The sequence below is a fragment of the Polynucleobacter corsicus genome, from assembly GCF_018688255.1.
GTDB lineage: Bacteria > Pseudomonadota > Gammaproteobacteria > Burkholderiales > Burkholderiaceae > Polynucleobacter > Polynucleobacter corsicus.
Map to the genome: position 1 here is coordinate 1,057,347 of NZ_CP061314.1, position 23,452 is coordinate 1,080,798.

27 protein-coding genes are annotated in these 23,452 nt (G+C 45.2%); 16 read left to right on the forward strand and 11 right to left on the reverse strand.

The window, feature by feature from the left end; translation table 11 throughout:
• Nucleotides 1-62 precede the first annotated feature (62 nt).
• From gcl to C2747_RS05520, 5 genes are all read left to right on the forward strand, one after another.
• Complete coding sequence (gene gcl, locus C2747_RS05500; RefSeq protein WP_215330632.1) at nucleotides 63-1,853, forward strand: glyoxylate carboligase; 1,791 nt, start codon at nucleotides 63-65, stop codon at nucleotides 1,851-1,853.
• A 62-nt stretch (nucleotides 1,854-1,915) separates the two neighbouring features.
• Complete coding sequence (gene hyi, locus C2747_RS05505; protein WP_215330633.1) at nucleotides 1,916-2,695, forward strand: hydroxypyruvate isomerase; 780 nt, start codon at nucleotides 1,916-1,918, stop codon at nucleotides 2,693-2,695.
• 51 nt (nucleotides 2,696-2,746) lie between these two features.
• On the forward strand, nucleotides 2,747-3,643 hold the full coding sequence (gene glxR, locus C2747_RS05510; protein WP_433915488.1) for a 2-hydroxy-3-oxopropionate reductase: 897 nt from the start codon (nucleotides 2,747-2,749) through the stop codon (nucleotides 3,641-3,643).
• 10 nt (nucleotides 3,644-3,653) lie between these two features.
• Nucleotides 3,654-4,241 (forward strand): YqiA/YcfP family alpha/beta fold hydrolase, encoded by a 588-nt coding sequence (locus C2747_RS05515; protein WP_215330635.1) that lies wholly within the window; start codon nucleotides 3,654-3,656, stop codon nucleotides 4,239-4,241.
• Between the two features lie 7 nt (nucleotides 4,242-4,248).
• Nucleotides 4,249-5,250: a DUF3108 domain-containing protein gene (locus tag C2747_RS05520; RefSeq protein ID WP_215330636.1), complete on the forward strand. Its 1,002-nt coding sequence runs from the start codon at nucleotides 4,249-4,251 to the stop codon at nucleotides 5,248-5,250.
• Nucleotides 5,251-5,275: 25 nt separating this feature from the next.
• Here C2747_RS05520 and C2747_RS05525 read toward each other — a convergent pair whose 3' ends face one another.
• The 6 genes from C2747_RS05525 to mltG all read right to left on the reverse strand — a co-directional run bounded on the left by C2747_RS05525 (nucleotide 5,276) and on the right by mltG (nucleotide 10,250).
• Nucleotides 5,276-5,815 (reverse strand): ion channel, encoded by a 540-nt coding sequence (locus tag C2747_RS05525; RefSeq protein ID WP_215330637.1) that lies wholly within the window; start codon nucleotides 5,813-5,815, stop codon nucleotides 5,276-5,278.
• Between the two features lie 79 nt (nucleotides 5,816-5,894).
• The gene (locus C2747_RS05530) at nucleotides 5,895-6,593 is read right to left on the reverse strand and encodes an ankyrin repeat domain-containing protein (RefSeq protein WP_215330638.1); all 699 of its coding nucleotides are present in this window, start codon (nucleotides 6,591-6,593) and stop codon (nucleotides 5,895-5,897) included.
• Nucleotides 6,590-7,378 (reverse strand): TatD family hydrolase, encoded by a 789-nt coding sequence (locus tag C2747_RS05535; protein ID WP_215330639.1) that lies wholly within the window; start codon nucleotides 7,376-7,378, stop codon nucleotides 6,590-6,592. The genes C2747_RS05530 and C2747_RS05535 overlap by 4 nt, the downstream gene beginning before the upstream one ends.
• An 11-nt stretch (nucleotides 7,379-7,389) precedes the next feature.
• On the reverse strand, nucleotides 7,390-8,532 hold the full coding sequence (locus C2747_RS05540) for a DNA polymerase III delta subunit-related protein (RefSeq protein ID WP_251374697.1): 1,143 nt from the start codon (nucleotides 8,530-8,532) through the stop codon (nucleotides 7,390-7,392).
• Nucleotides 8,533-9,171 carry a dTMP kinase gene (tmk, locus tag C2747_RS05545; protein ID WP_215330640.1) on the reverse strand — a complete coding sequence of 213 codons (639 nt, stop codon included), beginning with the start codon at nucleotides 9,169-9,171 and terminating at the stop codon, nucleotides 8,533-8,535.
• A 5-nt stretch (nucleotides 9,172-9,176) separates the two neighbouring features.
• Nucleotides 9,177-10,250, reverse strand: a complete 1,074-nt coding sequence (gene mltG / locus C2747_RS05550; protein WP_215330641.1) for an endolytic transglycosylase MltG — start codon at nucleotides 10,248-10,250, stop codon at nucleotides 9,177-9,179.
• A 19-nt stretch (nucleotides 10,251-10,269) separates the two neighbouring features.
• Between mltG and ygfZ the strand changes: the two genes are divergently transcribed.
• On the forward strand, nucleotides 10,270-11,277 hold the full coding sequence (gene ygfZ / locus C2747_RS05555; RefSeq protein WP_215330642.1) for a CAF17-like 4Fe-4S cluster assembly/insertion protein YgfZ: 1,008 nt from the start codon (nucleotides 10,270-10,272) through the stop codon (nucleotides 11,275-11,277).
• A gap of 27 nt (nucleotides 11,278-11,304) precedes the next feature.
• Nucleotides 11,305-12,162: an NRDE family protein gene (locus tag C2747_RS05560; protein WP_215330643.1), complete on the forward strand. Its 858-nt coding sequence runs from the start codon at nucleotides 11,305-11,307 to the stop codon at nucleotides 12,160-12,162.
• Nucleotides 12,163-12,180: 18 nt separating this feature from the next.
• On the opposite strand, the gene C2747_RS05565 is transcribed toward C2747_RS05560, so the two are convergent.
• The gene (locus C2747_RS05565) at nucleotides 12,181-12,666 is read right to left on the reverse strand and encodes a PaaI family thioesterase (protein WP_215324944.1); all 486 of its coding nucleotides are present in this window, start codon (nucleotides 12,664-12,666) and stop codon (nucleotides 12,181-12,183) included.
• Between the two features lie 55 nt (nucleotides 12,667-12,721).
• Between C2747_RS05565 and C2747_RS05570 the strand changes: the two genes are divergently transcribed.
• From C2747_RS05570 to C2747_RS05605, 8 genes are all read left to right on the forward strand, one after another.
• On the forward strand, nucleotides 12,722-14,188 hold the full coding sequence (locus tag C2747_RS05570; RefSeq protein WP_215330644.1) for a protein adenylyltransferase SelO: 1,467 nt from the start codon (nucleotides 12,722-12,724) through the stop codon (nucleotides 14,186-14,188).
• A 17-nt stretch (nucleotides 14,189-14,205) separates the two neighbouring features.
• Nucleotides 14,206-14,619 carry a peptide-methionine (R)-S-oxide reductase MsrB gene (gene msrB / locus C2747_RS05575; RefSeq protein WP_215330645.1) on the forward strand — a complete coding sequence of 138 codons (414 nt, stop codon included), beginning with the start codon at nucleotides 14,206-14,208 and terminating at the stop codon, nucleotides 14,617-14,619.
• A 27-nt stretch (nucleotides 14,620-14,646) separates the two neighbouring features.
• The gene (locus C2747_RS05580; RefSeq protein ID WP_215330646.1) at nucleotides 14,647-15,195 is read left to right on the forward strand and encodes a septation protein A; all 549 of its coding nucleotides are present in this window, start codon (nucleotides 14,647-14,649) and stop codon (nucleotides 15,193-15,195) included.
• The gene (locus C2747_RS05585) at nucleotides 15,192-15,482 is read left to right on the forward strand and encodes a BolA family protein (RefSeq protein WP_215330647.1); all 291 of its coding nucleotides are present in this window, start codon (nucleotides 15,192-15,194) and stop codon (nucleotides 15,480-15,482) included. Before C2747_RS05580 ends, C2747_RS05585 begins: the two co-directional genes overlap by 4 nt.
• Nucleotides 15,483-15,529: 47 nt before the next feature.
• Nucleotides 15,530-16,321, forward strand: coding sequence for a peptidylprolyl isomerase (locus tag C2747_RS05590; protein ID WP_433915514.1), 792 nt, complete (start codon nucleotides 15,530-15,532; stop codon nucleotides 16,319-16,321).
• Between the two features lie 90 nt (nucleotides 16,322-16,411).
• A complete protein-coding gene (gloA, locus tag C2747_RS05595) occupies nucleotides 16,412-16,798 on the forward strand; it encodes a lactoylglutathione lyase (RefSeq protein WP_215330648.1) in 387 nt (128 codons plus the stop codon).
• A 17-nt stretch (nucleotides 16,799-16,815) separates the two neighbouring features.
• A complete protein-coding gene (locus tag C2747_RS05600; RefSeq protein ID WP_215330649.1) occupies nucleotides 16,816-17,988 on the forward strand; it encodes a GNAT family N-acetyltransferase in 1,173 nt (390 codons plus the stop codon).
• Nucleotides 17,985-18,233, forward strand: coding sequence for a DUF1289 domain-containing protein (locus C2747_RS05605; RefSeq protein ID WP_215330650.1), 249 nt, complete (start codon nucleotides 17,985-17,987; stop codon nucleotides 18,231-18,233). Before C2747_RS05600 ends, C2747_RS05605 begins: the two co-directional genes overlap by 4 nt.
• 5 nt (nucleotides 18,234-18,238) lie before the next feature.
• Here the strand turns inward: C2747_RS05605 and C2747_RS05610 are convergent, their stop codons facing one another.
• Nucleotides 18,239-19,846, reverse strand: a complete 1,608-nt coding sequence (locus C2747_RS05610; protein ID WP_215330651.1) for an ABC-F family ATPase — start codon at nucleotides 19,844-19,846, stop codon at nucleotides 18,239-18,241.
• A 101-nt stretch (nucleotides 19,847-19,947) separates the two neighbouring features.
• A complete protein-coding gene (locus tag C2747_RS05615) occupies nucleotides 19,948-20,658 on the reverse strand; it encodes a queuosine precursor transporter (RefSeq protein WP_215330652.1) in 711 nt (236 codons plus the stop codon).
• A gap of 97 nt (nucleotides 20,659-20,755) precedes the next feature.
• On the opposite strand from C2747_RS05615, the gene C2747_RS05620 reads away from it, so the two are divergent.
• Nucleotides 20,756-21,934, forward strand: coding sequence for an acyl-CoA dehydrogenase (locus C2747_RS05620; protein ID WP_215330653.1), 1,179 nt, complete (start codon nucleotides 20,756-20,758; stop codon nucleotides 21,932-21,934).
• Here C2747_RS05620 and mnmH read toward each other — a convergent pair.
• Together mnmH and C2747_RS05630 are read right to left on the reverse strand one after the other, a co-directional pair.
• A complete protein-coding gene (gene mnmH / locus C2747_RS05625) occupies nucleotides 21,931-23,004 on the reverse strand; it encodes a tRNA 2-selenouridine(34) synthase MnmH (RefSeq protein WP_215330654.1) in 1,074 nt (357 codons plus the stop codon). The genes C2747_RS05620 and mnmH overlap by 4 nt on opposite strands.
• 12 nt (nucleotides 23,005-23,016) lie before the next feature.
• A complete protein-coding gene (locus C2747_RS05630; protein WP_215330655.1) occupies nucleotides 23,017-23,433 on the reverse strand; it encodes an acyl-CoA thioesterase in 417 nt (138 codons plus the stop codon).
• Between the last annotated feature and the right edge of the window lie 19 nt (nucleotides 23,434-23,452).

Below are 23,452 nucleotides of genomic sequence, written 5' to 3' on the forward strand. Positions count from 1 at the left end.
CATTCTCATTTCATCTTTAAGTGTTGATGATGTAACCATTCTTAAACAGCAAGGGAAACATCATGGCCAAAATGAAAGCCGCAATGGCAGCAGTTCTAGTAATGGAAAAAGAAGGTATCACCACTGCATTTGGTGTTCCTGGAGCTGCCATTAATCCACTTTACGCACAGTTACGCGAACGTCAGTCAATTACACATATCCTAGCCCGACATGTTGAAGGCGCTTCACACATGGCTGAAGGTTACACAAGAGCTAAAGCAGGCAACATTGGTGTTTGTATCGGTACTTCTGGCCCAGCTGGTACTGACATGATTACAGGACTGTATTCCGCAAGTGCTGACTCTATTCCTATTCTTTGCATTACTGGACAAGCTCCGCGTGCCCGTCTTTACAAGGAAGATTTTCAGGCTGTTGATATCGAGACGATTTCTAAGCCAGTAACGAAGATGTCTGTAACAGTTCGTGAGCCTGGCTTAGTGCCACGCGTTTTCCAACAGGCATTTCATGTAATGCGTTCAGGCCGTCCCGGCCCAGTACTAATCGATTTGCCGATTGATGTTCAATTAGCTGAAATTGAATTTGATATCGATACATATGAGCCATTGCCGGTTTACAAGCCAGCAGCTAGCCGCAAGCAGATCGAAAAAGCGCTGGGAATGTTGATGTCTGCTAAAAAGCCACTGATTGTTGCTGGCGGCGGCATTATTAACGCCGATGCAGATGCACTATTGGTTGAGTTTGCAGAATTGACTGGCATTCCAGTGATCCCAACCCTCATGGGCTGGGGAACCATTCCGGATGATCACCCGTTGATGGCAGGTATGGTCGGCCTTCAAACTTCACACCGTTATGGCAATGCAACTTTGTTGGCGAGTGATCTTGTTTTGGGCATCGGTAACCGCTGGGCTAACCGTCATACAGGATCAATCGATGTGTATTGCAAAGATCGCAAGTTTATTCACGTTGATATTGAGCCAACGCAAATTGGCCGCGTATTTAATCCTGACTACGGCATTGTTTCCGATGCAAAAGCAGCCTTAGAGTTGTTTGTCGAAGTTGCTAAAGAATGGAAAGCGCAAGGCAAGTTATCTAACTACAGTGAGTGGGTTGAGCGTTGCCAGGAGCGTAAGAGCTTGATGCTACGTAAAACAAACTTTGATAATGTACCTATCAAGCCACAACGCGTCTATCAAGAGATGAATTCCGTATTTGGTCGCGATACTGTTTATGTATCGACTATTGGCCTATCGCAAATTGCTGGCGGACAATTCTTGCATGTCTATGGTGCTCGTCAATGGATCAACTGCGGTCAAGCAGGCCCCCTTGGCTGGACAATTCCAGCTGCATTGGGTGCATTGGCCTCTGATACAACAAAGACTGTAGTCGGACTTGCGGGTGATTACGACTTCCAATTCTTGATTGAAGAATTAGCAGTTGGCGCACAATTTAACTTGCCGCTAGTGATGGTCTTAGTAAATAACAGTTACCTAGGTTTAATCCGTCAAGCGCAGCGTGGTTTTGAGATGGATTATTGCGTGCAATTGGCCTTTGACAATATCAATGTAGATGATCAAAACCTGAAGGGCTATGGCGTTGATCACGTTCAAGTTGTTGAAGGACTTGGTTGCAAAGCCATCAGAGTCTCTGATCCAAATAAAATCAATGCTGCATTGATTGAGGCGCAGAAGATGGCCAAAGAGCATCGCGTACCTGTAGTGGTAGAGATCATTCTAGAAAAGATCACCAATATTGCGATGGGTACCGAAATTAATAATGTGAACGAATTTGAAGATATTGATTGCCGCCATCCTGCTGGAACAGAAGGATTGGTAGCCGCCGGTCTTCTAGAGTAATCGCTTCATTGCCTTGAATTTACCCATGTATCATCCAGTTTGATTGTTATTAAGGAATAGGAATGCCCAAGTTTGCAGCTAACCTCACGATGTTGTTCAATGAAAAACCTTTTTTGGAGCGCTTTGCGCTAGCCAAAATTGGAGGCTTCAAAGCCGTTGAATTCCTATTTCCTTATGCTTTTGAAGTAAGTGAAATCAAATCTGCTTTAGATAACAACGCCTTAAAGTTGATATTGCACAACTTGCCAGCTGGAGATTGGGATGCGGGGGAGAGGGGTATCGCATGTCACCCAGACCGTGTCGCTGAGTTTCGCTCTGGTGTTGCGAAGGCAATTGAGTACGCCAGTATTTTGGGTGTACCCCAACTTAACTGCTTGGCAGGAAAGACTCCCGAGGGAGTTGATCCAGCATTAGTCCACGACACCTTTGTCAGCAACCTACAGTTTGCCGCTGCTGAACTGAAGAAGTCGGGATTAAAACTATTGATTGAGCCAATCAATACCTTTGATATCCCTGGTTTCTATCTCTCTAAAACCGCTCAAGGTATTGCAATATTGGATGCGGTTGCTGCTGATAATGCTTTTTTACAGTACGACATCTACCATGCCCAGCGTATGGAAGGTGAGCTAGCCAATACGATACAAAAATACTTTGATCGAATTGCGCATATTCAGTTGGCAGATAATCCAGGTCGTAATGAACCCGGTACCGGTGAAATAAATTACAGCTACTTATTTGATTTATTAACTCGACTTGGATACACAGGTTACATCGGCTGTGAATACAAGCCTTTGAAAACGACTGAGGCTGGCCTACATTGGATGGGTCAATACGAGCAGTAAAAATCAATTGATCCGCATATCAATAAATTAATAATAATTTAGGAATGAATGATGAGTAAGTTAAAACTAGGCTTTGTAGGTTTAGGTATTATGGGCGCGCCAATGGCAGGTCACTTGGTCGCAGCAGGTCATGAGCTTTTTATCAACACTCGCAGTAAAGTTCCTGCCGAGTTGGCCAATACCGCTGCCGTTCTTTGTGCTACACCAGCAGAAGTTGCAACTAAGGCGGACATCATTATTACGATGGTCCCAGATACTCCTGATGTAGAAAAAGTACTTTTTGGAGAGAACGGCATTGCTTCAGGTCTCAGCAAAGGCAAGATCGTTGTTGATATGAGCTCTATCTCTCCGATTTCCACGAAAGATTTTGCGAAGCGTATCAATGATCTTGGTTGTGAATACTTAGATGCGCCTGTATCTGGCGGTCAATTAGGTGCAAAGGGTGCAAGCCTCACCATTATGGTTGGTGGTAAGCAAGCCATCTTTGACAAGGTCAAACCTGTATTTGATTTGATGGGAAAAAATATTACTTTAGTTGGTGATAATGGCGCCGGCCAAGTTACTAAAGTTGCCAATCAAATTATTGTTGCTTTAAATATCGAAGCGGTTGCAGAGGCTTTGGTATTTGCCTCTAAGGCGGGAGCTGATCCAGCAAAAGTCAGACAGGCATTAATGGGTGGCTTTGCCAGCTCAAAAATACTTGAAGTTCATGGTGAGCGCATGATCAATCGCACTTTTGATCCTGGCTTTAGGATTGAGCTTCACCAAAAGGATTTAAGTTTGGCTCTCAGCAGCGCCAAGGCTCTGGGCGTTAGTTTGCCCAATACCGCTAGCGCACAAGAATTATTTAATTCCTGTGCAGCGCACGGTGGAAAATCGTGGGATCATTCTGCCATGGTCAAAGCATTAGAAAAAATGGCTAATTTTGAAATAGGTCAAAAAAGCTAGAGGAAGAAGTATGGCAGTAACCTTGGTTGTTTATTTACATGGCTTTCGGTCTTCACCAAACTCAACCAAGGCAGTAATGACTGGGGAGGCGGTGAGGGCACTTTCATCTGCAAATCATTCTTATGAATGGTATTGCCCTCAATTACTTGCGTCTCCAAAAGCAAGTCTGGAGATGGTGACTAAACATATCGGTCAAACCAAATTTGATCACTTGGTAATCGTCGGATCCTCCTTGGGCGGTTTTTATACCAACTATCTCGCTGAAAAATATCAATGCAAAGGCATTGCCCTTAATCCTGCTGTATATGCTGCCAGAGAATTGGCGCCCCATGTTGGCATGATGACTGCCTATGACAGCGAAGAGCCATTTGACTTTAAGGCTGAGTACATCGATGAATTACGTGCCTTGCAGGTAGACCCAATAACTGATCCAGAGCGTTACTTTTTAATTGCCGCAAAAGGTGATGAGCTTTTGGACTGGAAAGAAATGGCAGCTTTTTATCCTGACGCCAAACAACTGATCCTCGAAGGTGGCGATCACGGAATTTCAGACTACGCCAATCACCTGCCAGCAGTAATCGACTTTATCAAGCATTAATTTCTTGATGGATGCAATCGGCAATCGGCTTCAGTTTCTGCCAAAAAAATCCCTGTGGATTCTGACTTCTGCAATTTTTCTTTCGCTTTTGGGGCACCTGATTTTATTCTTTGGGTTTCCATTTTTCTCTTTTGGTAGTGCACCGCCCATTGCCGAAGATCTCATCATCAAAACAGAGTTACGGGTCGAGCCCCCAAAGAAAATACAGATGACTGCGGCGCCAAAGAAAAAAGCGCCGCCCAGGGAAACTAAGGCCGTCTCAGCGGACCCTTTATCAGATCGGGGAAAAGGAGAGCAGGGTGCATTGGGCAATCAATCTGGGCAGACATTTCGGCTTCCTGAGTCCGGCACGTATTATTTTGATGCCTATGTTGATGGCCAACTCATTCAAGCCGCTCAACTGGACTGGATCACTGAGGGCAATAATTACAGGTTGCACATCAACATACCCTACGCCATTGTCGGTCCCTTTGTTTTTGAATCCAGGGGCTCTGTTGATGCCTATGGCATAGCTCCATCCATATACTGGACACAGCGCGGCACAAAACCACCGCGCTATTCCCGTTTTGATCGTGATCAGAGCGGAGCAGGGAAGATGTACTTCTCTGAAAAGCCAGAATTCACACCCGATCTATTACCAGGTACTCAAGATCGATTTAGCCTACTTTTTCAACTGGCCTCTTTACTCAATGGCAGTGACAAGATCGATGAGACTGGCAGTATCCGAAGTATTCCTGTGGTGGACTACGACACTCTTGAGATGTGGCAATTTAAAAGCTATGGCGAGAAAGAATCAGAGGATATTCCAAGTCTAGGCAAAGGGATTAATCGCCATTACGCTCTGATGCAACGGGAAAGTAGTCCTTACAAGCGCCAGGTCGATATCTGGCTGGCGAGAGACCTAGATTGGTTACCCGGCAGAATGCGCTCTCTGGAGTCCAATGGACGCATCTTGGAGCTCGTATTCAAGCAAAGGGCGCCCATTGATAAATCCAAGCTAGTTGAATAAGCCCAAGGGGGCTACAGCTACTTATTTAAAACCCGGAGCCTGATCTGGGGTTTTGGTTTGATCTACCCAATAAAGCACCCATCATGGTGTAAAGCGCAGCCCCAGACATGGATACGGCAAAGATTCCGGAGAAAGAAATAATAATGGGGAGGATTCGCCAGCGCGTAGCAAGAATATATTCGCCATAGCCAACGGTTGTATACATCTCGCCGGCAAAATACAGGGTTTGAAGGTTGGTTGGGAATACTTGCAATCCCAAACAAATGTATGCCCAGGCAATGATTTCAAGCAGGTGGATAGCAATAATCAATAAAATTGCAAAGAAATACGATACAAAGTTCGCTCCATAGACCCGTTTATTTTCGAGTTTTTGGTCAATCCAATGAAAGATGCCTGCGATTGATAAAACGCTTAAGCCGTGGAATGTCAGCATCAAACACGTCAGAAATAACAAGATCCAGATATCACTATCGCCCATATCCGCATTAATTTCAGCAAGGAGTGTGCTGAAGCTGGGTAGGGAGCTAAGTCCAGGAAGCCTGTCTAACAAGCCACTTAAAGTCATCGATGGTATCCGTTAAATCCAGTTACATTTCTTGTTTGACATAATAATGATTATACGCATTAAGCAGATATGTAACTTATCAAGGAGTCTTCTTAGGACCGCCTGGATACGGCTGGTTATAGAGCTTTAGCCAACGTGACATTAAGCCATTACGAATATCATCCTTGCCAAATAATTGGGCAACATCTATAGCTGTATAACCCTCATGATTTCTCATGCGCAGGTCTGCGCCGTTATCAAGCAGGTATTTAATTAATTGGTCGTTGCCGGAGCCAACAGACATCATTAATGGCGTTGTCTCACTTGGACTCAATGCGTTCACCTGAGCGCCATTGGCCATTAAGAATTGAGTTATTTCTAAATGACCATTAGTGGCCGCATAGTGAATTGGTGCCCAACCAGGCTTATTGACAGCAGCTTTTTTTTCAACAACCAAAGTCTTCACTAAAGGCAGCTGACCATCAAAAGCTGCCATCATCAGTGCATTTTCACCGCTTTTATTGGTCAAATTGACATTGGTGGCTGGATTTGCGAGCAATAAATCCGTGACCTTAAGAGATTTATCCCGAATAGCCAGGATCAGCATGGGGGTACCTCTAGGATCTAGCGTATTTGGATTAACACCTGCTTTCATTAAAGATTGCACCTCAGAGACATCATCAAACTTCGCAGCTTTAGTGAAATCCGTAATCTGATCAGCAGTCTGCGCAATTACCAGGCTAGAAAAGCACAATAAACAGACATAAAAAAAGCGGCTATATTTAAATATACTTCTCATAATGTCGCTCTATTTATCTGAAAACATTGAAAAAAGTTACTTGAAGTCTGTTCTGCCAGCAATTCAACTGAAACACCCTTCAGATCAGCAACAAATTCACCAACCTTAGAAACCCAGGCTGGCTCATTCGTCTTACCGCGATAAGGAATTGGGGCTAAATAAGGCGAATCGGTCTCAATCAGCATGCGATCCAGGGGAACTTCTCTACAAGTTTCCTGTAGATCCTTTGCGCTCTTAAAAGTCACAATGCCAGAAAAGGAAATATAAAACCCCATGTCAATGGCAGCTTTGGCAACTTCGGTGGTCTCTGTAAAGCAATGCATGACGCCTCCAATCTGATCAGCGCCCTCTTCTTTGAGGATTCTGAGGGTGTCAGCGGAAGAGGACCGTGTATGGATGATCAGAGGCTTCTTAGCTGCAATAGCGGCGCGTATATGCGTTCTGAAGCGTTCCCTTTGCCATTCCATGGATTCATAGCTGCGATCGCCCATACGAAAGTAATCAAGCCCCGTTTCACCAATCGCGATGATTTTGGGATGTTTTGATTCTTCGACTAGGAATTCAAAGCTAGGCTCTGGCGTATCTTCGTAGTCTGGATGGACTCCAACCGAGGCATATAAATGAGCATGGTCTTCAGCCAGCTTTCTTACCTTGGGAAAATCAGGGATATCTACCGACACGCACAAGGCATGACTAACCTTGCAGGCGGCCATATTCGACAAAACCTCAGGTAGACGGCTTTGAAATTCCGGAAAATCGAGATGGCAATGTGAGTCTATAAACATGACTCGCTATTTTAGTCTTCAAATACCTGCTGATACTGAGAAAGCAATGCTTCTAGTTGGATACGGGTGGCCAATGGGTGATTTTCGTGACGCCGCGCCTGTATTAGAGACTTCCAGAAGCGAAGCAGCTTTGGAAGACGCGCTTGTTGCGCAAGCGTCTTGATAGTAGCCTCATGCTTGGGGTAATAGCGCGGCGAACCCATTTGGGCGCAACTTTGCACATCAGAGACCCATCGCTGCATAGTAGCCAACAAAACTGAATATCGAGCTTTTTGCGTCTTATCAGCAGCATCTAGCCAATTGATCCGAGCGCCCTGCGACATTGCTTGCAATAAAAAACGTGAAGCTTGGATAGCAATCGTCAGCTCATCCTTCTCATCTTTATTGTGACGCGCAATTAAGGAATCCAATACTGCATAGGGTGCCCCACCCTGCTCGTCAAAAATAGACTCGACATCGGCATCACTCATTTTTAAGCCAGGAATCATACCCAGCTGGGTACGCAACCAATTAAGCCCACTCAATCGATCTGGTCGCGGTGCGGACAGCAAGCGGCAGCGAGAACGAATGGTTGGCAAGACACGATCAAGGCGGTCTGCTAACAAAATGAAGATAGTATTTTTTGGAGGCTCTTCAAGGGATTTCAGCAAAGTATTTGCGGAGTCTGATCTGAGCATTTCTAGCGGATAAACCAGAATGACTCGGTTTCCACCACGGTGAGACCCAATAGAGAGCCCCTCGATTGCACTGCGTGCATCTTCAATGGAAATGCTTTTCTTTTCTTTCTTCTCGGGCGCATCACCATCGGTATCAGCTTGACTGGCCTTGGATTTTTTAGGTGATTCATCTGAGTCAAAATCACCCTGCGGCATAAGCTTACGATGCGTTTCTGGGACTAGCGCAATAAAGTCAGGGTGGTTACCTGAGTCAAACCACCGACAGGCTTCACATTGCTTGCAAGGCTTTATAGCGGAGGAAGTCTCGCACAACAGCGCCCTAGCTAATTCAATTGAAAACTCAAACTTACCAATACCGGACTGACCATGAATCAGAACTGCATTAGGAAACGCGGCCAGGTTCATACCATCCCAGATGGGCTCTAGCCATGGAGCTATTTTTTTTACTGACGCATTTGCTAACATCACATCACTCATTTAGAGCTTCATCTTTAATGACTCGAGTTCATGCCAAATAGCTTCTGGTGTTTGGGTAGCATCGACTAGATAAAAGCGATTTGAATCTGCTTTTGCTCTACGTAAATACTCTTGACGAACTTTTTCAAAAAAATCTAAATCCATTTTTTCAAATTTATCGGGCGCCCTTACCTTTGATCTCCTAGCTTGTGCAACTGAACCAGGTAAATCAAAAAGGAAGGTCAAATTAGGTTGAAGTAATGAACCATCAGGGTGACCCTGAACCCACTTCTCCAAATCATTTAACTTAGACAAGCTTAAGCCACGACCACCACCTTGATAAGCAAAGCTAGCATCCGTGAAGCGATCAGAGATCACAATCTTTCCTGCTTGTAGTGCCGGCTCTATTACTTGTGCAATATGTTCCCTACGAGCAGCAAACATCAGCAATGCCTCGGTTTCTAAATTCATGGGGGCGTCGAGTAATAAAGCGCGAAGCTGTTCACCTAATTGAGTACCACCGGGCTCTCTAGTCATCACAACATCGCGATCAGGATATCGCTGCTTAATCAAGTTGCTGAACGATTCAATGTGTGTACTCTTACCCGCGCCATCGATACCTTCAAAGCTAATAAAATAACCTGGAAATTGAGCTGTCATAACAGTTATTGAGACTTTGATTGATTAGAGGAATTGCGTTTACGTTGAAACTGATCAACTGCGCTTTCATGCTCTTTCAAGGTTTTGGAAAAATGGCTAGTGCCATCACCGCGTGCTACAAAATATATCGCATCACTTTTTGCCGGATGCATCACAGCGAGAAGCGACTCCTTGCTCGGCATGGCTATTGGCGTTGGTGGCAAACCCTTGTGCATATAAGTATTGTAGGGACTGTCTCTACGTAAATCTGTTTTTCGCAGATTGCCATCAAATTTAGGGCCAATAGCGTAAATCACTGTTGGATCAGTCTGGAGGGGCATCTTTAAATTGAGGCGATTCACGAAAACAGCTGAGACCAGAGATCTATCGCTCGAGCGCCCAGTCTCCTTTTCCACAATCGAGGCCAAAATGAGTAGTTCATAAGGTTTTTTTAAGGGTGTAGCTGAGTCCCTTTGCTCCCAAGCAACTGCAAGCTGCTTTTGCATAGCCTGTGAAGCCCTTCGATAGATAGAGGTATCTGAATCGTCTGGGTCAAAAATATAGGTATCTGGATAAAAGAGTCCCTCATCGCCAGGATAAGTAAGTCCAATAGTCTTTAGTAGCTCCTTAGAGCTCATGCCTTTAGTTTGATGAATTAACGCAGGATGTTTATCTATCAGGCTCCTAAGTTGCCATATGGTCATGCCGGGAATGATGGCTACACTTTCTCGAACTCGATCGCCGCGGGCTATTTGTAACAAGATACTTCCCAGGCTAGCGCGGGGAGTCAATAAATAGGTTCCTGGTTTTAACTTAGAGCCAACAAATAGCGCTCTTGCTGCCACTTGGAAAGTAACTACATTTGTCGACACGCCCTGCTCAGACAGCTGACCCCCAATTGCAGAAAGGCCAGACTGGGGAGAGATTTTAACTTTATAGGCAGATCCCTTATCAATATTGGATCCCTCGGGTACAACAGGCCATAAAAAGATGGCTCCGTACAAAATCAGCAGTAGGGAAATGAAGATGAGGGCAAAGGATTTCCATTCGCCACCCTTAGAAGGTTTACTAAAAAGACTTCTCTGAAATTTTCTGCTCATCAGGCTATGATAAAAGCTCATGACCTTCAGCACAGAAAACGCCACAATGCCTGCCTCCAGCCTAAACCATGGATTTACCCCTTTGACCGATTGGGGCTTGATCTTGGTCGAGGGACCTGATGCCGCAGCCCTACTACAAAGTCAATTAAGCAACTCCGTACTTAGCCTCAAGCGCACTATGCCGGGTGATATTGCCCATGGTTCCGATTCTGTTCGATTAGTTGGCTATTGCAGCCCTAAAGGACGCCTTCTTTCTAGCGCTTGGCTCGGACTGTTTCCGGAATCCGTTGATTCGGATGACCGTTTTGGCCTTTTTGTTTCCAAAGATATTGCTGCGAGCACTGCAAAACGATTGTCGATGTACGTACTACGCTCAAAAGTAAAAGTAGTGGATGCCTCGGATGATTGGGAAGTATTAGGCGCCTATCAAAGCCAGAATGCTGGCCAATCCTCCAATCCACCCAAAGACTCTCTCGTATTACGCATGCCTGACGTGTTGATTCAAAATCAATCTTTTCAGCGCACCCTCATCGCCCAGAAAAAGGCGGGGATCTCTCTGTCATCAGTGGATCAGAAATCACTAAATCAGTGGAATTCTTTAGAAGTATTGAGTGCAATCCCCAGAATTGTTCTAGCAACTCAGGAGCAATTTGTTCCGCAGATGATTAACTTTGAATCTGTTGCTGGTGTAGATTTTAAAAAAGGATGTTACCCGGGACAAGAAATTGTTGCTCGGAGCCAATATCGTGGCGCAGTAAAACGTAGACTTCAACTTGTTCACATTGATTCGAGCGCAACTGCACTGGAACTTTCAAAACCAGGCGTAGAGTTATTTCAAGAAGATGATGTCAGTCAACCATGCGGTATGGTGGTACTGGCAGCTAATAATGCAGAAAATTTAGCTCGTATTGATCTACAGGTGGAATGCAAGCTGGATGCCTTAGAAATTGGAGCAATACATCTTGGTGCGAGCGATGGACCTGTCTTGATGATCGATTCATTGCCCTACCCTTTATTAGAAATTTAATCTCTTCCATATTCCGCTGACATTGCTATGTGCTTAATTCTCTTTGCTTGGAAATCTCATCCAGACTACCCTTTGGTGGTTGCAGCAAACCGTGATGAATTTTATGAGCGCGATACTGATCCTATGGGATGGTGGTCTGAGCATCCTCATGTATTGGCTGGTAAAGACCGGGCAGATGTATTGGGCAGTCCGGGAACTTGGTTGGGCTTTACAAAGACGGGTCGCTTTGCTGCATTAACGAATGTTAGAGCGCCTAGTGAAAAAAATCCCGATGCAAGAACGCGTGGAGAGCTCAGCCTTCACTATCTGACGGGTCAGCATAAGCCGCATGCTTACATACAAGAAAATGCAAAACGGTTTGAGCTGTATAACGGATTTAATCTTTTGATGGCTGATCTCAGCGATCCAGGGAATGCTGAAATGCATTGGGTAAGTAATCGCCTCATGATGGGTCAAAACATTCGCCCTAGAAAAGTATTTCCTGAGCAAGCGCTCAATCCTGGAGTCTACGGTCTATCCAATGCGATGTTGGATACACCATGGCCTAAAGTCAATCACCGGGTAGCGGCGTTCGCTCAAACATTGGCAATGGATAGCGGGCAACTCAAAAATGCAGATCACTATTTGCGCTTATTGGCAGATACTCACGAAGCAAGTCCACAAGAGCTACCTAATACCGGTATTAATCCGGACTGGGAGAAGGCTTTATCTGCTGCATTTATCAAGACTCCAAGCTATGGAACGCGCTCTAGTACCATTTTGCGCGTTCGTAAGGATGGTCAGTTTGAGATGGTAGAGAGACGCTTTGATGCCAATGGCACCGTCGGTCACGATGTTGTCACAGGTGAACTCACTGCTGCACCGGGGTCCAACCTTTCGGTCTAAGCGACCAATCAGTTTGAATTATTTCTGCTGACGGGAGTCCTCATTAATAACTCGTTCGCCATTGGCATTTTTGCTTGCTAAGCGCTTGATGAACTGAAACGTCCCGGTTGACATGCAGCAGATCTCACCCTGATCATTGAAAAGCTTAGCCTCGCAAAAAGCCATCGTTGCTGTGCGACGTACGGTATCCGCTTTTACCCGCAAGATGCCGTTGGCAGCCTGCATGAAGTTATTTTTCATCTCCACTGTCACAACACTGCGATCACCAGGGTCGCTGGAACGAGCTGCAACGGCCATGGCCACATCCATCAGGGTAAGCAAAACACCACCGTGGGCCACATCCCAAGTATTGGTATGCTCGGGCTTGAGGGCCAAGAGTATTTCACCTTTACCCATTTCGGCAGTAATTAGCCGCACCCCCAGTAGCTTCAAAAAAGGAACATTAAGCTCTTCACCCAAGTTTGCAAGTTGAGTTTCTGCATTGAGTTGTACTTTATTTGTCATAGGTTCATTCTAGAGGCTTCTGCGACGCTTGTGAATTACCCATAGAATACAAAATATGCCTTTTACACTCCGCGGCGGTGATGTATGCCAGCCAACCCCACCCACCCCCATACCCAACCCCTATTGGGTTGCATTTTCAGCCTCTGCTGCCAAACTAATAAACCTTAAACTCGGAGCCCTTGGCCTACCCAAGGATCCTGATTGGCTTGAACTTTTAGCAGGAAATCAATTGAATGCAGGTGGGCTGACTTTCTCCAGCCCAATTTCTACTGCCTATAGCGGCCATCAATTCGGGTCATGGGCAGGACAGCTGGGCGATGGTCGTGCCATCCTTTTAGGCGATATGAATGAGCTTGAGCTCCAACTAAAAGGGGCTGGTAAGACGCACTACTCCAGAATGGGTGATGGCAGAGCCGTCTTAAGATCTTCCATACGCGAGTTCCTTTGTAGCGAAGCGATGCATGCTTTAGGTATACCGACCAGCAGAGCTCTTTCAGTGGTTGGATCAAAGCAGCGTGTTATTAGGGAAACGGTAGAAACCGCGGCAGTGTGTTCACGCATTGCCCCAAGTTTTATTCGGGTCGGCCACTTTGAACACTTTGCCTCACTTCAGAATACTGTCCGACTCAAAGAGCTGGCAGATCTCCTGATCAATAAATTTTATCCGGAGTGTCTTAATACAAAAGATCCCTATTTGAGTTTATTTAAAGAGATCAGTGCCCGCAATGCAAAATTGGTTGCGCAGTGGCAATCAGTAGGATTTTGTCATGGCGTATTAAATAGTGACAACATCAGCGCCCTTGGTCTCACGATTGACTATGGTCCATTTGGATTTCTAGATCATTTTGAAATAGACCATATTTGCAACCACAGTGATCATGGTGGCAGATATGCCTATCATCGGCAGCCACAAATCATGCATTGGAATATGGCCTGCCTTGCTAGCGCTATGCTTCCACTGCTAGAGCTGGAGCGCTCACCAGAAGAATCCCAAGCTCTTTTACGTTCGGCACTAGAAGAGTTCCCTGTGATTTATGCGAAAGAATGGCAAAAAATATTTCGATCTAAATTGGGCCTGCAGTTGGCACAAGATGGCGATATCGAGCTCATTGAGCACCTCTTGCAAGCGATGAATGACTCAAAAGTAGACTTCACCACATTCTTTCGCAATCTCAGTAATGTCCGAAAAGATTCTAAGCTGACGGATATTGCCCAAAGAGATGAATTCATTGACCGTGACAGTATTGATCAATGGTTTATCGACTACATCCAAAGACTTCAAACGGAAGCTTTAAGTGACGAGGCCAGAAAGAGAATAATGAATCAGGTCAACCCTAAATACATCCTCAGGAATCATCTCGCTCAAACTGCAATTGAAGAGGCTCAGCAAGATGATTTTTCTGAAATCGAACGATTACAGCTCATACTCAGCAAACCCTTTGATGAGCAAGTGGCATTTGAGGCTTACGCAAAACCACCACCCATCGATATGCAGCGCATAGAAGTCAGCTGCTCCTCATAACCTAATACCTTAAAGTCATGAACAAAAAAACAGATCAAGAATATAAAAATTCACTGAGCGATATTCAATACCGAGTAACCCGAGAGGCTGCGACTGAGAGACCGTTTTCTGGTGAATTTTGGGATCACTGGACTACGGGTCAATACCGCTGCATTTGCTGCGATACCCCATTATTTAAATCCACAACCAAGTTTGATGCTGGTTGTGGCTGGCCTAGCTATAACGCACCGGAGAAAAAGGAGGCTATTACTGAAATTCGGGACGTAACTCATGGAATGATTCGAACTGAGGTGCGTTGTACAGCATGTGATGCACATTTGGGTCATGTATTTGAAGATGGTCCTCAACCTACTGGGCTGCGCTACTGCATCAATTCAGCATCCTTAGCGTTTGAACCCTCCGAAAATGCCGCCTCAAGTAAAGCGGAATAGTTTGTAAATAGCAGGATAATCAAGCCTATGAAATTTCTATTCGACCTATTCCCCATCATCCTCTTTTTTATCGCCTTTAAATTTAGTGATATCTACACTGCAACTATCGTAGCCATGGTTGCTACCATTGGCCAAATACTCTGGGTGTATTACCGGCATCGCAAGATTGATGCCATGCAGTGGGTTAGCCTTGTCATGATTCTGGTATTTGGAAGCCTCACCATCTTCTTGCACGATAAAACTTTTATTCAACTAAAACCAACAGCCCTTTACTGGCTATTTGCAGGCGCCCTATTTATTAGCGCTCAATTTTTTCAAAAGAACTGGATTCAAGTGTTGATGGGTAAACAAATTACCCTAAAAGAACACAGCTCAAAATCAGTTTGGCATCAAGTGAATATGGCCTGGGCAACATTTTTCTTTTTTATGGGCGCCCTCAATCTGTATATTGCCTTTGAGTACTCCGAGGAAACGTGGGTCAACTTTAAGCTATTTGGTAGCACAGGATTGCTGGTTGTATTTGTGATTCTTCAAGGAGTTTGGCTCACCCGTCACATGGAGCATCCTGCAGAATGAATATCAACCAAGAGCGAATTACCCGATTTGAATCTGACCTCAGGTTAGCGTTTCAGGTAAATCATTTACATATTGAGGATGAAAGCCATCTTCATGCAGGTCATGCAGGTGCCGCTTCTGGTGGGGGCCACTTTAAATTGACCATCGTAGCCCCAGAATTTGAGGGAATGACAAAGGTAGCCCGTCATAGAGCTATTTATGCTGCTTTAAATAGCCACTTTCCTGATGCAATCCATGCCCTGACTATCTTGGCATACACCCCTAGTGAAAGCACCCATTCAGCGTAGATTGCTTTAAGATTCCCTTTTACCAATATTTAAATTCCTTATCCATGTTGAACACACGCCAAATTTTGACCATCAGCGCCTGTACTGCTGCGCTTTTCTCAACAGCCGTTTATGCCCAAAACGCCGCCATTGTTAATGGCAAAGCCATTCCCAAGGCGCAACTAGATAAGTTGGTTCAAAAATCCAATCAACCAGATAATCCGCAAGTACGAGATCAAGCAAGAGAAATGCTGGTTACTCGTGAGCTTATTCTGCAAGAAGCTAACAATCGCGGTGTCATGCAAAAAGAATCAGTACGTGATCAACTCGAACAATCCAAGATGGGCGTTCTGATAGCAGCGGTTTTTGAAGACTACGTAGAAAGAGAAGGTGTTGCAGAGTCTGAACTCAAAGCTGCATACGAACAAGTAAAAGGTCAATACACCGGCAAGGAATACTACGTAGAGCATATTTTGGTGGAAAAAGAAGCGGATGCAAAAGTTATTACTGCCCAAATTAAAGCTGGTGGCAACTTTGCACAAATTGCTAAAGAGAGGTCCAAAGACCCCGGCTCTGCGCCAAATGGTGGAGATCTAGGTTGGGTCAGCGATAAAGCACTTGTTCCAGAATTTTCCAAGGCCATGGTGCAGCTCAAAAAAGGTCAAATTACAGACAAGCCAGTGAAGACGCAATATGGCTGGCACATTATCAAGATGGATGATGTTCGCGATGTGAAGGCGCCAAGTATGGAAGAAATCAAGGACCAGCTAAAGCAGATGATCACAGCAGATCAAAATTGGCAAAAAGCGAAGTTCTCTGAATTGATGCAAAAGCTCCGTGCAAAGGCCAAGATTCAATAAGAAGTTTGTGCCTCAAGATTAAAACCCAGGCCAACCCCCTGGGTTTTTTCTTAAACAACGGGAAACCAGATTTACCTTTATATTGGCAAAATGATGATTCTTCACACTATGCTCAGAGTCGGCAATATGACTCGTTCTATCGATTTCTATACCAAAGTTTTGGGAATGAACCTGCTTAGGAGCACTGAACGGCCAGAGCAAAAATATTCTCTTGCATTTGTAGGTTTCGGAAAAGGAAACTTAGACGGCCAATCTGAGATAGAGCTCACTCATAACCATGGTATTGATAGTTACCAGCTTGGTGACGCCTATGGACATATTGCGATTGGCGTAGCCGATGCCTATGCTGCTTGTGAAAAAATCAAAGCCGCCGGCGGGAATGTTACGCGTGAGGCTGGCCCGGTCATGGGTGGTGATACCGTCATCGCTTTCGTAACAGATCCTGACGGCTACAAAATTGAATTAATTCAACGCTAGATATTCTTTTAATTTAGTTGAAGCAGGACGCCATCCAACTTAGAGTGATTGATAGTCTTTCGCAGATTGCTGAAGATGATTGGAAAACCCTACTCTCCCCCGAAGCAGGCCCTTTTCTAAAGTATGCCTTTCTCAATGCATTAGAGGTGAGTGGATGTGTGGGTGGTAACACTGGATGGCAAGTTGCTCACTTACTCGTAGAGGACTCCAAATCGAGGCTCCTAGGTGCCATGCCGCTCTATCTAAAGCGACACTCCTATGGAGAGTTTGTATTCGACTGGGCATGGGCTCAGGCATATGAGCAAAACAATATGCCCTATTACCCTAAAGCGTTGTCTGCCATCCCCTTTACTCCAGTACGCGGACCTCGACTACTTGTGGCGCAGACAGCCGATAAGATCGCAGTACAACAAATCCTAGTCTCTGGATTAAAGACACTGGTTAATCAAAATGCACTGTCTTCTGCCCACGTCCTCTTTCCTGAGAGTAGCGAACTATTAGAGCTAGAGAAGCAAGGATTTATGTTGCGTAACTCGGTACAGTTTCATTGGCAGAACATCGGTTACAAAGATTTTGAGCAGTTTCTTGCAGACCTCACTATGAAACGTCGGAAGAATATTCGGCGAGAGCGTGCATCTGTAGCTATGCACAAAATAAGCTATCGACATATTCCAGGATTAATAGCAACTAGAGATGATTGGGCATTCTTTTATCGTTGCTATGAAAATACGTATATTGAGCATCGCTCTTCCCCTTACTTAACGGAAGAATGTGTGCAAATGCTTGGAAAGGATATGCCTGAGAATTTTCATCTCATTATCGCCATCCAGGATGAAAGGCCAATTGCCTCATCATTACTGGTGGTCGATCATCAGAATTCAAAAGCATACGGACGTTATTGGGGTGCAATTGAGCATATTCCCTGCCTACATTTTGAATTGGCCTACTACCAGTCCATTGAGTATTGCATTAAGGAAGGTATTCAGATATTTGAAGGTGGGGCCCAAGGTGAACACAAGATGGCTAGAGGTTTTTTACCCACTACTCTGCAATCAGCGCACTGGATAGCCGATACTGGTTTTTACAATGCAGTGAAGCGTTTTTTAGAGCGTGAACGTGAAGGTATGACAGCTTATGTTGATGAGCTCGAGCAACACATTCCTTTGAAATCGTCTAAAGTACAGCTATGACCGAATCTAATAACAACACACCAGAACAAGCTGGAGCAAATTCTTTGGCCGTTGGTGATGATAGCTCTGACTCCCCTTGCATTGGAGTCTGCACAACTCTATACGATGATGTCTGCCAAGGTTGTGGCCGCACCCTAGGCGAAGTCAGCAATTGGGTCTTCTTCAATCAAGAAGAAAAGGACTCTGTATGGAAACGCATTCGCGCAGAAGGCACCGCAATGCGCTTCCAACGTCAAGCCAAGTAAATAATTTAGCCAGCTAAAGCTTGACTACGTAAATACTCTTCGTAGGTTCCCGAATAGTCAGCAATCGTTCCATCCATCTTCACTTCGAGGATACGATTAGCTAATGCTGAGACAAACTCACGATCATGAGATACGAAAATGAGGGTACCTTCGTATTTTTCAAGAGCAATTTGTAAGCTCTCGATCGATTCCATATCCATGTGGTTCGTAGGCTCGTCCATTGCAAGGACATTATATTTTTGAAGCATCAATTTGCCCCAAATCATTCTGCCCTTCTCGCCACCAGATAGCACTTTTACGGACTTGCCAATATCATCGCCAGAGAATAGTAAGCGGCCTAATGTGCCACGAATCGATTGATCGTCATCACCTGTATTACGCCAGCTGTTCATCCAGTCCATGAGTAATTCGTCTTTTGCAAACATCTCAGTATTGTCTTGCGGCATTACGCCCACATAGGCGTTTTCTGCCCACTTCACATCACCACTATCAGCGGAAATTCCATCAAAGCGTTTACTCAAGATGGTTTTTAGCAGCGTTGTCTTACCTGCACCGTTTTGTCCAATGATGGCAATCTTTTCACCGGCACGCACAGCTAGCTTAAAGTTTTTGAAGATGGTGCGGTCATATGCCTTGGTCAATGCATTGCATTCAACAGCCATATTGTGCAACTTCTTCTCAGAATCAAAACGAATAAATGGGTTCTGACGTGAAGAAGGTTTTACTTCAACAATCTCAATTTTCTCTAATTGTTTTTGACGTGAAGTAGCCTGACGTGCCTTCGATGCATTTGCAGAGAATCGGGCCACGAAAGCCGCTAATTCGGCAATCTTTTCTTTTGCCTTAACGTTATTGCTGAGTTGCTGTGTTCTTGCCTGAACGGATGCCAGCATGTAGGAGTCATAGTTGCCCGGATAAACCTTCAGGGTACCGAAGTCCATATCCGCCATATGCGTACACACCTCATTGAGGAAGTGGCGATCATGGGAAATGATGACGATCGTGCTCTTAATCTGGTTCAGAATGTCTTCAAGCCAATGGATAGAGTGAATATCCAAGTTATTGGTTGGCTCATCCAGTAGCAATACATCTGGATCAGAGAACAAGGCCTGCGCCAACAATACGCGCAATTTCCAACCTGGAGCCACTGCACTCATTGGCCCATTGTGTTGCTCAATCGGAATACCAATACCTAACAACAACTCACCTGCTTTTGCCTCTGCGGTATAGCCACCGTACTCGGCATATTTACCTTCGAGCTCAGCAGCCTTCATGTAATCTTCATCTGTGGCATCTGCGTTGGCATAGATGGCATCGCGTTCAGCTGCAGCCTTCCACATCTCTTCGTGGCCCATCATCACGACATCAAGTACGCGCTCATCTTCGTACGCGAATTGGTCTTGGCGCAATTTACCCAAGCGAATACCAGGATCAAGGCTCACGTTTCCGCTGGTTGGCTCTAACTCTCCACCTAAGATCTTCATGAAAGTGGATTTACCGCAACCGTTGGCGCCAATGAGGCCATAGCGATTACCGCCGCCAAACTTAACGGAAATGTTTTCAAACAGGGGTTTCGCCCCAAACTGCATAGTGATATTAGATGCGGACAGCACGGATGTATTCTTACTTTCTGATAGGTCAATTCAAGGATGCGGATGCAGGTTCTGCATCGAAGAGCATTATTTTAACGGCTTGCGGCTAAAAAAGCCGTAAATTAGACTTTCAGCTTAAATGGCGTGAAATCAGTATGAATATCGTAGTGGTCCTGATTTTCCTTGCGCTTGAGATAAGCTATCACCCAATAGGTTAAGGGGGTTGCTAGAACCTCCCAGGCGGTCTTTAGAACGTATTGAGACGCCGCAACAGCCAAGACCTCATTAATCGGCCATAGGCCGTAAAAGGCCAGCATATAGAAGAGTGAGGAGTCGACTAATTCTCCGCAGGCGGTAGAGCCGATGGTCCGCATCCAAAGATGGCGTCCTTGGGTCAGAATCTTCATTTTGGCCAGGGTATAGCTATTTACGAAACTACCGCAGCAAAAAGCAATCATGGAGGCAAGTGCCACTCGCCAAGAATTACCAAAGACCGTTTCCATGCCCTGCTGGTAGTTAGCCATATAGGAGCCAGGGGCAACTGGCAAAGCAATCACTAGTTGCGCCATGATGGCGGCAAAAGCCAGGGCTGCAAAACCTGCCCAAACAGCCCGGCGATCGTAAGCGTAGCCATAGACCTCAGTCAGGATATCGCCAAAAAAATAAGCAATCGGAAAAAAGAGGATTCCAGCCCCAAAGGTAACATTACCCAAAAAGGGCAAATCCAATGTGGCAGCCTTGCCAGCGCCGATGAAGTTGGAGCACAGCAGAACCACAACAAAGGCAGCCAATATCAGGTCGTAATAGCGATGGTGACGTCTAGGTGCGTCCATATGTCAAGAAAAATGGATAATAGGTAAAAGAATATCCGCATTCTTGAAAATTAACAAAAAATGCTGATTAAAACCCCCTATAGGATCATTAAGAACCATGAGTAAAGCTAGTTTTAATTGGGCCGACCCCCTACTCCTTGATACACAACTGACAGAAGATGAGCGCATGGTTCGTGACGCTGCAGCTGAATATGCACAAGGTCGTTTAATGCCGCGTATTCATGATGCTTTTCGCAATGAAACCACTGATCCCGCTATCTTTCGCGAAATGGGTGAATTAGGTCTTCTTGGCATCACTATCCCCGAGCAGTACGGTGGCGCAAACCTGAATTACGTTTCTTATGGATTAATTGCTCGCGAAATCGAGCGCGTTGATTCCGGCTATCGCTCCATGATGAGCGTGCAATCTTCTTTAGTGATGGTGCCTATTAATGAATTTGGTACTGAAGCACAAAAGCAAAAATACTTACCGAAGTTAGCCACCGGAGAATGGATTGGTTGCTTTGGTTTGACTGAGCCTAACTATGGCTCTGATGCGGGCGGCATGATCACCAGAGCCAAAAAAGTTCCAGGTGGCTTCTCATTAACTGGTTCTAAGATGTGGATCTCTAATTCTCCCATCGCAGATGTATTTGTTGTTTGGGCTAAAAATGATGAGGGCTTGATTAGAGGCTTCATTCTAGAAAAAGGCATGAAGGGTTTATCAGCGCCTAAGATCAGCGGCAAGATGGGTCTGCGCGCTTCTATTACCGGTGAAATCGTGATGGATGAAGTCTTCGTTCCAGCCGAAAATGAATTCCCAGAAGTTACCGGCCTCAAGGGTCCATTTACCTGCTTGAACTCAGCTCGTTATGGCATCGCCTGGGGTACGCTAGGAGCCGCTGAGTGGTGTTGGTATGCAGCGCGCCAATACACCATGGATCGTAAGCAATTTGACCGCCCTCTTGCAGCAAATCAACTAGTTCAAAAGAAGCTAGCAGATATGCAGACCGAAATCACTTTGGGGCTACAAGGCTGCCTACGTTTAGGTCGCATGAAAGATGAAGGTATTGCCGCACCAGAAATTACCTCCATCATGAAGCGCAACTCTTGTGGAAAGTCATTAGATATTGCTCGCCTAGCTAGAGATATGCATGGTGGTAACGGCATCTCAGATGAGTATGGCGTCATTCGTCACATGCTCAATTTGGAAGTAGTCAATACTTACGAGGGTACGCATGATATTCACGCCCTCATCTTAGGTCGCGCACAAACTGGAATCCAGGCTTTTAGTTAAAGCCCAAGCTGGGTGATGAGGTCTTTTGCTGTTTTTGCAAAGGCTTTATCGCTATCATTCTCAAGTTGTACAAAGTAATCTTCGCGATAGCTCGGGAAATTACGAATAATTGAGGATTGGTAGGATGGGTCGTAATGCATCACCAATAACTCCTCGACCAAGCTCTTAAAGTCGCCTGCATCAATGGCCTCATGCCATTTGGTGATTTGCTCCTTGCCATATCGCGATGTCAGCAAGCTGAGCTTTTCTTTAAAGCTTTCGGGATTGGATAAGAAATGCGCATACTCACGTAGCAACCAAGATACTCGCGTGTGAGTGCTAGAGCGAAGCTCAATGCATTGCCCCTCACGAATGCGCCCCATCAAGGGGTCGGGAATATGTAATCCACCTACCTTTTTACTTTCAGACTCAACAAACACGATCTTGGATGGATCTAGCGAATTTAGTGCATTCCATAGATTCGTCTCAAAGCCTTTTTGTGAAGGCTGCTCTATATTGGGTTCGTTACCCAGCACCGATCCACGGTGAATAGCCAAGCCCTCCAGATCTAGTATCTGCTGATCAAGTAAACCAATTTCCTGGAGAATGCGCGTCTTACCACTTCCAGTCATCCCAGCAATTACCTGAAAAGAAAAGTCTTTGGCGGCTTGGTCCAGATCATTGATCACGACTCGTCGGAAGCCTTGGTAACCGCTTTGCAACTGCATTGCTTTCCAGCCAATACGATTGAGAATATGAGTAAAAGCACCGCTTCGTTCGCCTCCACGCCAACAGTAAATCAAAGGACGCCACTCTCGCGGAAAATCAATCAGGGAACTTTCTAAATGATTGGCAATATTGCGCGAGACATAAGCAGCACCCAATTTCTTCGCATCAAATGGTGAGGCTTGCTTGTACAGCGTTCCAATTTCAATACGCTCCTCGTTACTTAAGACGGGAAGATTGATGGCGCCAGGAATATGATCTAAAGCAAACTCTGCTGGTGTTCTCACATCAATAATGGCATCAAACTCAGGCAAAGAGGATGCCAGCTTTTCAATGCTCAGAATATGCGAATTACTGGGTTGCAAAAAGATATCCTATTACAGCTTAGAGATCACGTGTTCAGGCCAAGGTGACGATTTACCTGCCTTCATGTCTACCCACACCATAGTAGCGCCGCCGACCGCAGCCATCGTATCTGGCTGAGTAGTTAAAGCCATCGTAGTGTAAACATCTAAACTGGAGCGTCCAATATTGCCGATGTAGGTTTTTAAAATGAGCTCGCCTGGGTAAGTAAGTTGTTGATGAAAATTACAAAAGCCATTGATCATCAACATAGATTCGTCGCCAGGAGTAACACCATATCCCATGGATGTAATCCACTCTACCCTAGCCTGCTCCATATACCGGAAGTACACCGTGTTATTAACATGTCCATATGCATCCATGTCACCCCAACGAATCGGCATACATGTTTGGTGTACAAACTTTTTTTCTTCCGGAATTTCAATGCGCATGAATGTTTACTAAATGATC

Coding starts and splice junctions, on each gene's coding strand:
- gcl (WP_215330632.1), top strand. CDS start 63: ATGGCCAAAATGAAAGCCGCAATGGCAGCAGTTCTAGTAATGGAAAAA.
- hyi (WP_215330633.1), top strand. CDS start 1,916: ATGCCCAAGTTTGCAGCTAACCTCACGATGTTGTTCAATGAAAAACCT.
- glxR (WP_433915488.1), top strand. CDS start 2,747: ATGAGTAAGTTAAAACTAGGCTTTGTAGGTTTAGGTATTATGGGCGCG.
- C2747_RS05515 (WP_215330635.1), top strand. CDS start 3,654: ATGGCAGTAACCTTGGTTGTTTATTTACATGGCTTTCGGTCTTCACCA.
- C2747_RS05520 (WP_215330636.1), top strand. CDS start 4,249: ATGGATGCAATCGGCAATCGGCTTCAGTTTCTGCCAAAAAAATCCCTG.
- C2747_RS05525 (WP_215330637.1), bottom strand. CDS start 5,815: ATGACTTTAAGTGGCTTGTTAGACAGGCTTCCTGGACTTAGCTCCCTA.
- C2747_RS05530 (WP_215330638.1), bottom strand. CDS start 6,593: ATGAGAAGTATATTTAAATATAGCCGCTTTTTTTATGTCTGTTTATTG.
- C2747_RS05535 (WP_215330639.1), bottom strand. CDS start 7,378: ATGTTTATAGACTCACATTGCCATCTCGATTTTCCGGAATTTCAAAGC.
- C2747_RS05540 (WP_251374697.1), bottom strand. CDS start 8,532: ATGAGTGATGTGATGTTAGCAAATGCGTCAGTAAAAAAAATAGCTCCA.
- tmk (WP_215330640.1), bottom strand. CDS start 9,171: ATGACAGCTCAATTTCCAGGTTATTTTATTAGCTTTGAAGGTATCGAT.
- mltG (WP_215330641.1), bottom strand. CDS start 10,250: ATGAGCAGAAAATTTCAGAGAAGTCTTTTTAGTAAACCTTCTAAGGGT.
- ygfZ (WP_215330642.1), top strand. CDS start 10,270: ATGACCTTCAGCACAGAAAACGCCACAATGCCTGCCTCCAGCCTAAAC.
- C2747_RS05560 (WP_215330643.1), top strand. CDS start 11,305: ATGTGCTTAATTCTCTTTGCTTGGAAATCTCATCCAGACTACCCTTTG.
- C2747_RS05565 (WP_215324944.1), bottom strand. CDS start 12,666: ATGACAAATAAAGTACAACTCAATGCAGAAACTCAACTTGCAAACTTG.
- C2747_RS05570 (WP_215330644.1), top strand. CDS start 12,722: ATGCCTTTTACACTCCGCGGCGGTGATGTATGCCAGCCAACCCCACCC.
- msrB (WP_215330645.1), top strand. CDS start 14,206: ATGAACAAAAAAACAGATCAAGAATATAAAAATTCACTGAGCGATATT.
- C2747_RS05580 (WP_215330646.1), top strand. CDS start 14,647: ATGAAATTTCTATTCGACCTATTCCCCATCATCCTCTTTTTTATCGCC.
- C2747_RS05585 (WP_215330647.1), top strand. CDS start 15,192: ATGAATATCAACCAAGAGCGAATTACCCGATTTGAATCTGACCTCAGG.
- gloA (WP_215330648.1), top strand. CDS start 16,412: ATGATGATTCTTCACACTATGCTCAGAGTCGGCAATATGACTCGTTCT.
- C2747_RS05605 (WP_215330650.1), top strand. CDS start 17,985: ATGACCGAATCTAATAACAACACACCAGAACAAGCTGGAGCAAATTCT.
- C2747_RS05615 (WP_215330652.1), bottom strand. CDS start 20,658: ATGGACGCACCTAGACGTCACCATCGCTATTACGACCTGATATTGGCT.
- C2747_RS05620 (WP_215330653.1), top strand. CDS start 20,756: ATGAGTAAAGCTAGTTTTAATTGGGCCGACCCCCTACTCCTTGATACA.
- C2747_RS05630 (WP_215330655.1), bottom strand. CDS start 23,433: ATGCGCATTGAAATTCCGGAAGAAAAAAAGTTTGTACACCAAACATGT.